The organism is Devosia salina, from assembly GCF_019504385.1.
Classification (GTDB): domain Bacteria; phylum Pseudomonadota; class Alphaproteobacteria; order Rhizobiales; family Devosiaceae; genus Devosia; species Devosia salina.
Genome location: NZ_CP080590.1, coordinates 1,800,084 through 1,812,484 on the forward strand (window position 1 = coordinate 1,800,084; position 12,401 = coordinate 1,812,484).

The 12,401-nt window shown below is 63.6% G+C and carries 13 protein-coding genes; 8 read left to right on the forward strand and 5 right to left on the reverse strand.

Annotation, left to right across the window (positions count from 1 at the left end; all coding sequences use genetic code 11):
* The first annotated feature begins 81 nt into the window (after positions 1–81).
* Entirely contained in the window at positions 82–1,101 is a 1,020-nt protein-coding gene (murB, locus tag K1X15_RS08605) for a UDP-N-acetylmuramate dehydrogenase (protein ID WP_220307047.1), read from the forward strand.
* Here murB and dprA read toward each other — a convergent pair whose 3' ends face one another.
* On the reverse strand, positions 1,102–2,223 hold the full coding sequence (gene dprA / locus K1X15_RS08610; protein ID WP_220307048.1) for a DNA-processing protein DprA: 1,122 nt from the start codon (positions 2,221–2,223) through the stop codon (positions 1,102–1,104). It lies immediately after the preceding gene.
* Positions 2,224–2,228: 5 nt separating this feature from the next.
* The gene (gene plsY, locus K1X15_RS08615; RefSeq protein WP_220307049.1) at positions 2,229–2,837 is read right to left on the reverse strand and encodes a glycerol-3-phosphate 1-O-acyltransferase PlsY; all 609 of its coding nucleotides are present in this window, start codon (positions 2,835–2,837) and stop codon (positions 2,229–2,231) included.
* Between the two features lie 160 nt (positions 2,838–2,997).
* Between plsY and rnr the strand changes: the two genes are divergently transcribed.
* Both rnr and K1X15_RS08625 read left to right on the forward strand, forming a co-directional pair.
* On the forward strand, positions 2,998–5,277 hold the full coding sequence (gene rnr / locus K1X15_RS08620; protein WP_220307050.1) for a ribonuclease R: 2,280 nt from the start codon (positions 2,998–3,000) through the stop codon (positions 5,275–5,277).
* A 3-nt stretch (positions 5,278–5,280) separates the two neighbouring features.
* Positions 5,281–5,679, forward strand: a complete 399-nt coding sequence (locus K1X15_RS08625) for a DUF983 domain-containing protein (protein WP_220307051.1) — start codon at positions 5,281–5,283, stop codon at positions 5,677–5,679.
* 247 nt (positions 5,680–5,926) lie between these two features.
* On the opposite strand, the gene K1X15_RS08630 is transcribed toward K1X15_RS08625, so the two are convergent.
* Positions 5,927–6,322 (reverse strand): hypothetical protein, encoded by a 396-nt coding sequence (locus K1X15_RS08630; protein ID WP_220307052.1) that lies wholly within the window; start codon positions 6,320–6,322, stop codon positions 5,927–5,929.
* Between the two features lie 115 nt (positions 6,323–6,437).
* On the opposite strand from K1X15_RS08630, the gene rpmG reads away from it, so the two are divergent.
* A complete protein-coding gene (rpmG, locus tag K1X15_RS08635) occupies positions 6,438–6,605 on the forward strand; it encodes a 50S ribosomal protein L33 (protein ID WP_046104197.1) in 168 nt (55 codons plus the stop codon).
* A 450-nt stretch (positions 6,606–7,055) separates the two neighbouring features.
* Here the strand turns inward: rpmG and K1X15_RS08640 are convergent, their stop codons facing one another.
* Both K1X15_RS08640 and K1X15_RS08645 read right to left on the reverse strand, forming a co-directional pair.
* Positions 7,056–8,426 (reverse strand): PleD family two-component system response regulator, encoded by a 1,371-nt coding sequence (locus K1X15_RS08640; protein WP_220307053.1) that lies wholly within the window; start codon positions 8,424–8,426, stop codon positions 7,056–7,058.
* Positions 8,427–8,514: 88 nt separating this feature from the next.
* A complete protein-coding gene (locus tag K1X15_RS08645; protein WP_220307054.1) occupies positions 8,515–8,886 on the reverse strand; it encodes a response regulator in 372 nt (123 codons plus the stop codon).
* 128 nt (positions 8,887–9,014) lie between these two features.
* Between K1X15_RS08645 and K1X15_RS08650 the strand changes: the two genes are divergently transcribed.
* The 4 genes from K1X15_RS08650 to K1X15_RS08665 all read left to right on the forward strand — a co-directional run bounded on the left by K1X15_RS08650 (position 9,015) and on the right by K1X15_RS08665 (position 12,336).
* Entirely contained in the window at positions 9,015–9,293 is a 279-nt protein-coding gene (locus tag K1X15_RS08650) for a DUF3572 family protein (protein WP_220307055.1), read from the forward strand.
* A 1-nt stretch (position 9,294) separates the two neighbouring features.
* Complete coding sequence (locus K1X15_RS08655; protein WP_220307056.1) at positions 9,295–10,629, forward strand: DNA polymerase IV; 1,335 nt, start codon at positions 9,295–9,297, stop codon at positions 10,627–10,629.
* On the forward strand, positions 10,626–11,084 hold the full coding sequence (locus tag K1X15_RS08660; protein WP_220307057.1) for a RidA family protein: 459 nt from the start codon (positions 10,626–10,628) through the stop codon (positions 11,082–11,084). Before K1X15_RS08655 ends, K1X15_RS08660 begins: the two co-directional genes overlap by 4 nt.
* 76 nt (positions 11,085–11,160) lie before the next feature.
* Positions 11,161–12,336 carry a GNAT family N-acetyltransferase gene (locus K1X15_RS08665; RefSeq protein WP_220307058.1) on the forward strand — a complete coding sequence of 392 codons (1,176 nt, stop codon included), beginning with the start codon at positions 11,161–11,163 and terminating at the stop codon, positions 12,334–12,336.
* Positions 12,337–12,401: the final 65 nt, after the last annotated feature.

A 12,401-nucleotide genomic window follows, 5' to 3' on the forward strand; every position in this document is an offset into this window, starting at 1 on the left:
ACGCCCGGCCCCGCCGCAAGGCGCGGTGGGGCCGCTTTCACACTTGCCCTTGCCCCGGCAACAATGGTGTTTATGGGCGCAATGACCGACCTAGCCGCATCCCTGATTCCCGACCTCGACCTTTCCACCCGCAACACGCTGGCATTGCGGGCCAGGTCGCGCTTCGGACTGGAAATCACGGAAGCCGAAATGCTGCCGGCGCTGTTCGAATATGCCGCAGGTCAAGGACTGCCGGTCCGCGTCCTGGGAGGCGGTAGCAATGTCGTGCTCTCCGAGGTCTTCGAGGGGATCACCGCGCTCCTCGCCCTTTCCGGCCGCCGGACCAGAGAGGAAAGCGATACCCAGGTTCTGGTCGAGGCGGCCGCGGGGGAAACCTGGCATGACCTTGTCACCTGGACCGTGGACCAAGGGCTTGGCGGCCTCGAAAACCTCGCCCTGATCCCGGGCACTGCGGGCGCGGCCCCTGTGCAGAATATCGGCGCCTATGGGGCCGAACTGGCAGACTATTTCCATTCCCTCGATGCCTATGACCGCCAGACTGGTGAAACTGCGGTGTTCGATCGGGCCGAGTGCGGTTTTGCCTACCGCGACAGCCGCTTCAAGCAGCAGCCGAACCGCTATGTGGTGCTTGCGATCCGGCTTGCCCTGACCCGGCACTGGCGGCCTAATCTGGGCTTTGCGGGACTTTCGGAATTGTCGGGCTCGGCCGATCTCTCACCGCGCCTCGTCATGGACCGGGTCATCGCCCTCAGGACCAGCAAACTGCCGGACTGGAGGGTGAACCCCAATGCCGGGTCCTTTTTCCAGAACCCGATCGTGCCGATTGAGGCGGCTGAACCCATTCTCGCCGAATTCCCCGCGGCGCCGAGCTATCCACAACCCGATGGGCTGACCAAGCTGTCTGCCGGCTGGCTCATCGAAAAAAGCGGCCTCAAGGGGTTTCGCATGGGGCCCGTCGGCATGTCCGAGCGGCACGCTCTTGTCGTGGTCAACCACGGCGGCGCGACCCAGTCCGACGTTGCCGCCCTGGCCAGTCACGTCAAATCGGCCGTAAAGGACCGCTTCGGCGTGCTGTTGCACGAAGAGCCGATCTTCCTCTGATCAACTGTGGCGCAGCGCCACCAGTTGTCCGCTCGACCACTCGACCTGCCCACCGATATCGAGCTCCAGCAGCAGGATCTGCATGGCATGAGGGGCGATTCCGGTCTGGGCAATCAACTCGTCGACCTCTATCGGAGCCGAGCTCAACGCGCCCAGCAACCGTCCGCGATCGTCTGCTGCCGGCTCACTGTCCGCCACAGGCTCTCCGTCCGGTCGCCATTCCGGGTCGAACAGGGCGCTGCGAGCGGGGTCGGCACTGCCGAGCACTTCGATGATGTCTTCGGCATTGGTCACCAGCCGCGCCCCCTGCTGGATCAGCGCATTGCCGCCCTCGGCGCGAGGATCGAGCGGCGAACCGGGCACGGCAAACAGGTCGCGGTTCTGCTCGAGCGCCAGTCGTGCCGTGATCAGCGATCCCGAACGCTTGGCGGCCTCCACCACCACAATGCCCAGCGACAGACCGGATACCAGCCGGTTACGCCTGGGAAAGTCCCGAGACCGGGGTTCCCAGCCAAGCGGCATCTCGGTCAGCAGCGCCCCGCCACTGTCCAGGATGTCATGAGCCAGGGGTATGTTCTCATCGGGATAGATGCGATCGAACCCGCCCGCGAGGACCGCCACCGTACCAGTGGCAAGGCTGGCGCGGTGGGCCGCCGTGTCGATGCCCCGTGCCAGCCCCGAAACGACGGTATATCCGCGTTCGCCCAGTTCGGATGCCAGCAGCCGGGTCATCTTGATACCCGCCGACGAGGCATTGCGGGCTCCGACAATGCCGACGGTCCGCCGCCAGTCGAGATGTTCGCCGCCGGCCAGGGTGATCAGGGGCGGCGCGCCGGAAATGTGCAACAGATGTGCGGGATAATCCGGCTCACCCTCCGCCACAAGGCGCGCTCCGTACCGCGTGAGGCCCGCAATCTCGTCTTCGGCACGGGCCTGGCTGATGGGGTTGAGCGGCTTGCCGGCCTTGCGACTCAACTCCGGCAACGCCTCAATCGCCGCTTCCGCCGAGCCGAACCGGTTGAGCAATTGCCGGAACGTGACCGGGCCGACATTGTCGGTTCTGATCAGCCGTAGCCAGGCAATGCGTTGGGCCGGCGTGAGCACTTTGGTCACTCGGCCCATCGGCTTCAGCCCGCCTTCTTGCTGCCGCCAATGGTCGGCTCGGTCCCTTTGAGCAGTCGCCCGATATTCTCGCGGTGCTGAAAGAACAGCAGCAGCGCCAGTCCCGCCACCACCAAGGCGAGCCGTTCGCCGGAAAACACATAGGCAAAGATCGGCGCTGTCGCCGCAGCCGTCAGCGCCGCAAGCGAAGAAATCTTGCGGGTGAAGGCAATCAGCAGCCACACGGCACAGAAAATCAGCCCCACCGGCCAGCTGAGCGCGAGCGTCGAGCCGATCATCACGGCAACACCCTTGCCACCCTTGAACCCGATCCAGACCGGGAAGCAATGGCCCAGAAAGGCCCCGACGGCGGCCAGCCGCGCCGCGTCCTCACCCCAGAAATAGCGGGCGACCAGGATGGGTGCCACGGCCTTGAGCGCGTCGAGCACCAGGGTCGCCGCCGCGATCGGCCGATTGCCGGTCCGCAGGACATTGGTCGCGCCAATATTGCCCGAGCCGATCGAACGGATATCCCCGAGGCCCGCTGCCCCGGTCAGGATCAGCCCAAAGGGAATCGAACCGGACAGGTATCCCAGCACCAGGGCCATGATCAGAGGCAGAATTTCAGCTGGCATGAACGCGACCTCTCCTTGCGGCGTTGTGCCAAGGTCTAGCCTTTCGCCGGGCGATGTCACAAGGGGGTGAACCCATTTCCGCACCGGTGGGCTCGGCAGCCGGTTTGGCAAAGCGCGGCCGATCCCCTACATAGAGTGAAAATTTCAAGAACATCACTTCATGGCAAAGACCCCAAAAAACAAGAATACCTCCGGCCCGAAGCGCCCGCGCCTGCCGGTGGCCGATCGGCTGCCCTCGCGCGAGCAACTGCTTGAGGCACTGGCCCAGCAGGACGACATCAAGGGCAAGCGCGACCTCGCCAAGGTCTTCGGCATTCGCGGCGACCTCCGGCGCCCCTTCAAGGCCATGCTGGCAGAGCTTGAGGGCGAAGGCGTCATCACGCGCACGCGCAAGGCCCTGCGCCGCACCGCCGCCCTGCCTCACGTCACCGTGCTCGACATTCCCGGCGATGCGGATCCGGACGATCTGCACGCCTTCCCGGCCCAATGGAACCCGGAAGAGGGCGAAACGCCCCGCGTGCGCGTGCTGACCGGCCCGCACGCCCGCGTCGTTCCGGCCCCCGGCGACCGCATTCTGGCCCGCATCGATGCCGGCGAGGAGGCGATTCCCGACTACACCGCCAAGCCCATGAAGGTGCTCGACAAGCCGCGTCGGGCCCATATCGGCATCGTCCGTCGGGACGAGGACGGCGCCAGGTTGATCCCGGTCGACCGCAAGCAGAAGGAGATGCGCATTGCACTCGGCGACCTGGGCGAAGCCAGTGACGGCGATCTGGTCGAGGTCGAGGTCAAGTTCTCCGGCCGGTTGATGATTCCCCGCGCCAAGGTCACCAAGGTCGTCGGCAATCCCCATTCCGAGGGCGCGGTCTCGCTCATTGCCATCCACAATCTCGAAATCCCGCATGTCTTCCCCCAAAGCGTCATCCGCGAGGCCGAGGAGGCCAGGGAAGCCACGCTCAAGGGTCGGGAAGACTGGCGCGACCTGCCGCTGATCACCATCGATCCGGCCGACGCCAAGGACCATGACGACGCCGTTCACGCCGCGCCCGACGAGGATGAGAAGAATAGTGGCGGCTTTGTCGTCACCGTCGCCATCGCCGACGTCGCGGCCTATGTGCGACCGGGTACGGGTATGGATCGCGAAGCCTATGTTCGTGGTAATTCTGTCTATTTCCCCGATCGCGTCGTACCCATGTTGCCCGAGCGCATTTCCAACGAATTGTGTTCGTTGAAGCAAGGCGAGCCCCGCGCGGCGCTTGCCGTGCGCATGGTACTCGGGCCCGACGGACGCAAGAGGAGCCACAGCTTTCACCGCATTCTCATGCGCTCTGCGGCCAAGCTCTCCTATCAGCAGGCCCAGGCAGCGATCGACGGCAATCCCGACGATCAGACCGGCCCGCTGCTCGACCCCATTCTACGCCCTCTCTGGACAGCCTATGCGGCCATGGCAAAGGCGCGCGATCAGCGCGGCCCTCTCGACCTCGACCTGCCCGAGCGCAAGATCCTGCTCGACGACAAGGGCATGGTCCGCGACATCCATGTTCCCGAGCGTCTCGACGCGCATCGGCTCATCGAGGAAATGATGATCGCCGCCAATGTGGCAGCGGCCGAGACGCTCGAGCAGAAGCGCAGCGAACTGCTCTACCGCGTCCACGACGAACCGTCCTCCGAGAAGCTCCAGGCCCTGCGTGACTTCCTCGGCTCGCTCGATATTGCGGTGAAGAAGTCCGACAGCGTCCGCGCCGCCGATTTCAACGGCATACTCGGCCAGGCCCGCAAGGCCGGCAATATCGAGCAAGTCAGCGAGATGGTGCTCCGCAGCCAGGCACAGGCCGAATATGCCGCCGAGAACTACGGTCATTTCGGTCTCAATCTCGACCGCTACGCCCATTTCACCTCCCCCATCCGCCGCTATGCCGATCTCATTGTCCACCGGGCCCTGATCAGGGCTCTGGGGCTGGGCGATGACGGGCTCTCCGATCAGGAGGCAGCTAAGCTTCCCGGCATTGCCCAGCACATCTCTGCCACCGAGAGACGGGCCATGCTGGCCGAACGCGAAACCTCGGACCGCCTCCTGGCCCAGTTCCTGGCCGAACGCGTCGGCGCCCGTTTCATGGGGCGGATTTCCGGCATCACCCGCTCTGGGCTTTTCATCCGGCTGCTGGAAACCGGCGCGGACGGTTTCATCCCTGCATCCACGCTCGGCCAGGACTATTATCGCTTCGTCGAAGAGCGGCAGGCCATGATCGGCGAGCGCAGCGGCGAGACCTTTACCCTGGGCGACCGCGTGGAAGTTCGCCTGCTGGAGGCGGCACCGGTCGCCGGGGCGTTGCGGTTCGAGCTCCTGTCCGAAGGCAAGCGCGGCAATCCGCCACCTTCAAGGCGGCTGCGGAAGGGACCATCTAGAAGCTTCGGCCCCAAGGGCCGGAGAAAGAGATAGCCGATGACCGAGCAGACCCACACCCTTGACGATCGCAGCCTGCCTCAGGCGATGTGGCGGGGCGCCATGTGCCGCTGTCCGCATTGTGGTCAGGGCAAGATGTTTCGCGCCTATCTCAAGACCGCCGACCAATGCGATGTGTGTGGCGAAGAACTGAGCCATCATCGCGCCGACGACTTCCCGCCCTATATCGCGATCACCATTGTGGGTCACATCATCATCTTCCTGATGCTGCACCTGGACATGACCTACCATGTCCAGCCCATCACCTATGTCGTGACCATGATCCCGCTGGCCATCGTCCTGCCACTGGCCATGCTGCCCTCGATCAAGGGCGCCATCGTCGGCCTGCAATGGGCCAACCGCATGTATGGCTTCGGCCCGTCGCGCAGCGCTGATTGATCCAGTGGATCAATCAGAGGGACGAAGGCCCGGAGAGCTATGCTCGCAGGGCGGGTAGCCCGTCGCGCAGCGCCGATTGATCCAGTGGACTTCGCCGGCGGTCCGCGGAGCGGATGAAAGGCTCCGGTGGAGCCTTTCAAGCCAAGAAGGCCATGAGAGCTCCGCTCGAATGGCTGATTGCGTGGCTCAGTTAGCCGGCCCTATGGCGGGCGCTCGTCAGTGGAACAAGTATCGCCCGCCGAAGCCGCTACCGGCCAACCAGGGCGGCTGGCTTGAACCGCAGCCCCGACCATTCCTCGTCAATGGCAACCGCCCGCACCGGACGCCATCCGACGTCGATGAAGGGCTGCCATCCCATGTCGCGGGTAAGGCCGGCGGCCCTGCCGGCCGTTCCTTTGCGATAGGCTACCCACAGCAGGCCATCCTCGGGCAGCCTGGTCAGGATGCGACCGGCCAGCGCCGCAGCTTCGGCCGGCGACTCGAAGAAGGCGAGGACACCGTCATGCGCCTCGCCCTCATGAACAATTTCAACCTCCGCCCCGGCCGACAGCTCCACGGCCAAGGCCCGCGGAACGTTGATCAGCCAGAGGCGGCTGCCCGAGCGAACCTGCAGTTTGCGGAGTAGTTCCACGGGTGCAATCATCGGAGCCTCCGGCGCCATGCTATCACTTGACAACGGCCGGTAAATCCGTAGGTTGCGCGCAAATTCCGGCGCTGCCCCGTCTGCGGCGCCTTTCGCTTTGTGAAGGACCACAGAAATGGCCAAGGCCGCCACCATCAAGATCAAGCTCGTCTCGACGGCCGATACCGGCTTTTTCTACGTGACCAAGAAGAACGCCCGCACCCAGACCGAGAAGCTGGCGTTCAAGAAGTACGACCCGGTCGTGCGCAAGCATGTTGAATTCAAGGAAGCCAAGATCAAGTAATCTGGCACTTCCTGATTGGAATGAACAAACCCCCGCAAGCGATTGCGGGGGTTTTGTTTTTGGCCGAAGGGGATGGGCGGCGTCTTCCTACCCCACTCCCTGTACGCCAGCATGCGGGGCACAAGGAATGGGGCGTCACTGCGTCCACAGGTGACTGGCAGAACGCGTCCACATTTGCTCGAAAGAGAGTGGCTGGTCCGGAGCGGCATGTCGAAGAGGCCACTCTGTCCGCGTCCGGACCAACCGCCCTACGGAACTCAGGAGTTGCGGCGGACCTGAGATGGGCCGTAGGGAGCAGAGGGTCTTGGGATATTTCCCAAGGCCGTCTGAAAGGACCCTAATCCCAACTCTGAAAAAGGCCAAGAGAATCCAGCGGATCGGGGCCCGCAACCATTTGTTAATTATAACAAATAACCCTAATGGTCGGCATTTTAGCCATTGCGCGCCCGATCAGGCGGCGTCGAAGATGACGCGATTGCGCCCTTCGCGCTTGGCGCGATAGAGAGCCACGTCAGCCCGCTTGATCATGCTTTCCGGGGTATCGGCCAGGCTTTCCTTGATGGAAACGCCGACCGATACCGTCACCGAGAGGGGACGCCTCGCCCCGACGTCAAAGCTCTTTTCCGCCATGGACTGCCGCACGCGCTCGGCCACCGCCTCGGCCTGGCCCGTGTCGGTGTCGGGCATGAGCACCACGAATTCCTCGCCGCCGAACCGGCAGGCCAGGTCCACGCCGCGGATATTGCGCTTGAGGCGGGCAGCGAATTCGCGCAGCACCGCATCCCCGATGTCATGGCCGTGATTGTCGTTGACCGCCTTGAAGTGATCGATGTCGAGAATCATCAGCGCCATGTCGCGCTCCTGCTCCTGCGCCTTGCCGAGCATGACATTGAGGTGGCGATCGAAATAGCGCCGGTTGTAGAGGCCGGTCAGTTCGTCGGTAACCGCGAGAGCCATGGTATTGTTGACGCTTTCGCGCAGTTCCATGGCATAGCGATGCCGGCGAATCTGCGTGCGCACCCGCGCCAGCAACTCGTTGCGGTCGATCGGCCGGCTGATGAAATCATTGACCCCCAGGTCCAGCGCACGCACGACACGCGGCTTGTCGGCCGCATCGGCCATCAGGATGATGGGCAGGTTGCGCGAATGGTCCACCGTACGCACCTGCGAGCACACCCTCAGCGGATCGAAATCCTCAAGACTCATGCTGACCAGCGCCAGTTCATAGCTTGCCCCGGTCACCTGGAACACGGCATCGGCCGGCTCGGTCAGGATATCGACGCGGTGGTCCGGCGTCAGATAGGCCTGGATGCGCTCCGCGTGCCGTCGGTCGGTGTCGATGATCAGGATCGAGCCACCGGAGGCCGAGATGCTGTCCATGGCGCGCAAAGCGTCTTCAATGGCAATCTGCTGGCCCGTCAGAGCACGGGCGCGCAACTCGTCCGTCAGCGACTTGAGCCGCACCAGGCTCTTCACGCGCGCCATGAGCTGGGTGTCGTCCACCGGCTTGCTGAGAAAGTCGTCTGCGCCGGCATCGAGGCCCTGAACGCGGTCCGAGGGCTGGTCCAGTGCGGTGACCATCAGTACCGGCAGGTGATGCGTGCGCGGGTCAGCCTTGAGCCGCCGGCACACCTCGAAACCGTCCATTTCCGGCATCATCACATCCAGAAGGACGATATCGACCTCCTGGTTCTGGCAGATGTCCAGTGCCTGCGCGCCGGAGCTGGCTGTGAGGACTTCGTAATATTCCGCAGTCAACCGCGCTTCGAGCAGCCGAACATTGGTCGGAATGTCATCGACAATCAGTACGCGCGCGGTCACAACACTACCCCAAAATTCTGTCGGTCCGCCGGCAGTCTACGCGCCGGCCCCAAGCCCGAACTGGTCCATCGTGCAGACACAGCATCGTTCAGGCAGGTCCAATGTATTGGGCAATGGTTTCCAGAAAGTGAGACACGGAGATCGGCTTGGAAATATAGCCCTCGCACCCACCCTGCAGAATGCGCTCTTCATCACCCTTCATGGCGAAGGCGGTAACGGCCACGACCGGGATGTGGGCCAGTTGTTCATCGTCCTTGAGCCATTTGGTCACCACCAGGCCCGACACCTCGGGGAGCTGGATGTCCATCAGGATCAGATCGGGCATGTGGGCGCGCGCCAGATCCAGCGCTTCCATCCCGCTGCGGGTCTGGATCACCGTATAGCCACGCGATTCAAGCAGATCGTTGAAGAGCTTCATGTTGAGCTCGTTGTCTTCCACGATCATCACACTCTTGGGCATTCTACCTCGCTTGGGCGCCCGTCCGGCGCCCCGCCGGAAAGCAGGATTGCGCCAATGCGCGCAGCTTCGCTTTCCGTTGCATCTGGGCTAGCATCGAAACTTAAACAAACACATAGTGAGACCATCTCGTGCCCGCCACCGACCGCACCGCGCCGGACGTTTCCACCCTCGCCGATTCCTGCCTGGGCTTCCTGGCGGAAAACCCCGAGGAACTCCTGGCGTTCATGCAGCATGCAGGGCTGGATCCGCAAGCCTTGCGCGCTTCGGTCGGCACGGTGCGCCTTCAGCATGGCCTCATCGACTATTTTGCAGCAAATGAAGCGATTCTGCTCGCCTTGTGCGCCAATGCCGGTACCACGCCGGAATCCTTCATGCGCGTATGGCATCGGCTGAACCGGGTGGAGTGAGATGGCCTGCGACTGGTTCTGCCGCGACTGCATGGCCAGCGGGCGGGCCGACAGCGAACCCGCCCGTTGCCCCACATGCGGTTCGCCCCGCCTGCGCAGTCACCCGGAGCTGTTCAGCCTCTCCATCGCCCATGTCGATTGCGATGCCTTCTACGCCTCGGTCGAGAAGCGCGATGATCCATCTCTGCGCGACAAGCCGCTGATCATCGGGGGCGGCCAGCGCGGCGTGGTCTCGACCTGTTGCTACATCGCGCGCCAATCCGGTGTGCGCTCGGCCATGCCCATGTTCAAGGCGCGCGAACTCTGCCCCGACGCTGTGGTCATCAAGCCGGACATGGCCAAATATGTCGAAGTCAGCCGACAGATCAGGGCGCACATGGAGGCGCTGACCCCATTGGTCGAGCCGATTTCCATCGACGAAGCCTTTCTTGACATGACCGGCACCGAGCGCGTGCACAAGGCACCCCCTGCCCTGAGCCTGGCGCGCTTTGCCCGCACCATCGAGCAGGAAATCGGCGTCACCATTTCGGTCGGGCTCTCCCACAACAAGTTCCTGGCCAAGGTCGCGTCCGACCTCGACAAGCCCCGTGGCTTTGCCGTGATCGGTGCGGCGGAAACACTTGAATTCCTGGCGCCAAAGCCGATCAGCCTCATCTTCGGTGTCGGCAAGGTCTTTTCCGAGACCCTCAAGCGCGATGGCTATCATACGATCGGCCAGCTCCAGCAGGAGGACCCTGCCCGCCTGATGCGGCTCTACGGCGAATCGGGCGCCCGGCTGGCCCGGCTGGCCCAGGGACTGGATAGCCGCCGGGTCTCCACGGATGGCGAGATGAAGACGGTCTCCTCGGAAACCACCTTTTTCCGCGACCTGGCCTCCCTCGACGAACTCTCCACCGAACTGCTCAAATGCTCCGAACGCCTTTCGGAACGCCTCAAGGCCAAGGGTCTGGTGGGCGACACGGTGACGCTGAAACTCAAGACGGCCGGATTTAAGTTGCGCACGCGTGCCCGACACCTGATGATGCCCACGCAGCTGGCCAATGTGCTCTATGAAACCGGGCGCGACCTGCTGCAACGTGAAACCGATGGCACGCCGTTCCGGTTGATCGGCATCGGCATTGCGGGCCTGGAAGCGGCAGATGGTTCCGATCCCAGCGACCTGCTGGAGCCGCAGGTGGCCCGCAAGGCGGCCGCGGAGCGGGCCATGGACAAGGTCCGAACCCGTTTCGGGCGTGCGGCCGTGGTACGCGGCAAGCTATATACATCCCGGCCCGAAATCGTCTCGGGGCCGGTATCCGAAGAAGAAGCAGACGACCTCGAAGGCAAGACCAGATGACCGACCCGATCGAAAAGCTCCGTGAATATGGCTATGAACTGCCCGCGCCCAAGGCGCCCGTGGCCAGCTATGTGCCGGTCAGCCGCAGTGGCAACCTCCTCTACGTGTCGGGGCAGCTCTCCAGCAACGACCAGGGCGTCGTGCAGGGCCGGCTGGGCGACACCATGAATGTCGTGCAGGGTGGCAATGCCGCCGAACTCAGCGCCGTCAATATTCTTGCACAGATCGTCCACATGGCCGGCGTGCCCCTCCACGAAGTCAAGAAAATCGTCAAGCTGACGGTGTTGGTCGCTTCGGCCCCCGACTTCTTCGAACAGCATCTGGTGGCCAATGGTGCGTCCAACCTCCTGGTCGGCGTGCTCGGAGACAAGGGCAAACATGCCCGCGCCGCCTTCGGCGTCGCCTCGCTTCCCCTCGGTGCGGCCGTCGAAATCGAAGCGGTCGTCGAGGTCTAGCCTTTCCGGCCCCGGTTGAATCCGGGGCCACGCCACCCCATATCGGCCAGACCCAAGTTCAGGGCTTTTCGTCCCAGTGTCTGCAAGCGGTTACACGGCAACGATCCACCCCACAACGGCCTCCATCCCGGCCGCGGTGTGGAACAGTCTTGTTCCCTCGACGGACGGCGTTCCGGACAACCCCTTCCTCGATCACGCTTTTTTCCTGGCCCTCGAACAATCGGGCTGCGCCACCGGCAAGACCGGGTGGCAGGCGCAGCACATCCTTCTCGCCGACAGCAATAACAGCCCGATCGGCCTTTTGCCGCTGTTTCTAAAGTCCCACTCCATGGGCGAATACGTGTTCGACCATGGCTGGGCCAATGCGCTGGAGCGCGCCGGTGGCCACTATTATCCAAAGCTTCAGGGCTCGGTGCCATTTACCCCGGCCACCGCACCCAAGCTGTTGGTTCCGTCCGGGAGCCTGGAAGCCCAGGCGGCCCTGCTCTCGACCGCCCAGCAACTTGCTGGACGGCTCGGTGCCTCCTCGGTTCACCTGACATTCGTGCCGGGGAGCGAAGCCGAACTGGCCGGCTCGCTCGACTGGCTCCGTCGCGTCGACACCCAGTTCCACTGGCACAACCAGGGCTATGCCAGCTTCGAGGATTTTCTCGAAACCCTCGCCTCGCGCAAGCGCAAGACCATCCGCCGCGAACGCCGGGATGCCCTTGCCGATGGCATCAGTGTCCGCTGGTTGTCCGGCTCGGACATCCAGGAGCACCATTGGGACGCCTTCTTTGCCTTCTACGAAGACACCGGCGCCCGCAAATGGGGCCGGCCCTATCTCAACCGCACCTTCTTCTCGCTCCTCGGCCAATACATGGCCGACCGAGTGGTTCTCATGCTCGCCTATGACGGCGACACGCCCATCGCCGGCGCCATCAATTTCCGTGGGCGCGACCGTCTCTATGGACGCAATTGGGGCGCTACGCGGGACGTCCCGTTCCTCCATTTCGAAGTCTGCTATTACCAGGCCATCGACTACGCCATCGCGCATGGGCTGGCCGTCGTCGAGGCCGGCGCCCAGGGCGAACACAAGCTGGCGCGTGGCTATGAGCCCGTCCTCACCCATTCGGTACACTGGATTGCGCATCCCGGCCTGAGGCGCGCCGTCGCCGAATATCTCGAAGACGAGCGACCTGCCATCGAACAGCAACAGGAACTGCTCGAGGGGTTCACGCCATTCCGCAAAGGCGAGCGTCAGGAGCGCTGATACATCTGCCAGCCCGCCTCGCTCCAGAAGCCGCGGCGAGGATATCGATATCGGGGCTTTTCCTC

What these genes read in the sequence shown, in the direction of transcription:
- murB (WP_220307047.1), top strand. Translation starts at nt 82, where the DNA reads ATGACCGACCTAGCCGCATCCCTGATTCCCGACCTCGACCTTTCCACC.
- dprA (WP_220307048.1), bottom strand. Translation starts at nt 2,223, where the DNA reads ATGGGCCGAGTGACCAAAGTGCTCACGCCGGCCCAACGCATTGCCTGG.
- plsY (WP_220307049.1), bottom strand. Translation starts at nt 2,837, where the DNA reads ATGCCAGCTGAAATTCTGCCTCTGATCATGGCCCTGGTGCTGGGATAC.
- rnr (WP_220307050.1), top strand. Translation starts at nt 2,998, where the DNA reads ATGGCAAAGACCCCAAAAAACAAGAATACCTCCGGCCCGAAGCGCCCG.
- K1X15_RS08625 (WP_220307051.1), top strand. Translation starts at nt 5,281, where the DNA reads ATGACCGAGCAGACCCACACCCTTGACGATCGCAGCCTGCCTCAGGCG.
- K1X15_RS08630 (WP_220307052.1), bottom strand. Translation starts at nt 6,322, where the DNA reads ATGATTGCACCCGTGGAACTACTCCGCAAACTGCAGGTTCGCTCGGGC.
- rpmG (WP_046104197.1), top strand. Translation starts at nt 6,438, where the DNA reads ATGGCCAAGGCCGCCACCATCAAGATCAAGCTCGTCTCGACGGCCGAT.
- K1X15_RS08645 (WP_220307054.1), bottom strand. Translation starts at nt 8,886, where the DNA reads ATGCCCAAGAGTGTGATGATCGTGGAAGACAACGAGCTCAACATGAAG.
- K1X15_RS08655 (WP_220307056.1), top strand. Translation starts at nt 9,295, where the DNA reads ATGGCCTGCGACTGGTTCTGCCGCGACTGCATGGCCAGCGGGCGGGCC.
- K1X15_RS08660 (WP_220307057.1), top strand. Translation starts at nt 10,626, where the DNA reads ATGACCGACCCGATCGAAAAGCTCCGTGAATATGGCTATGAACTGCCC.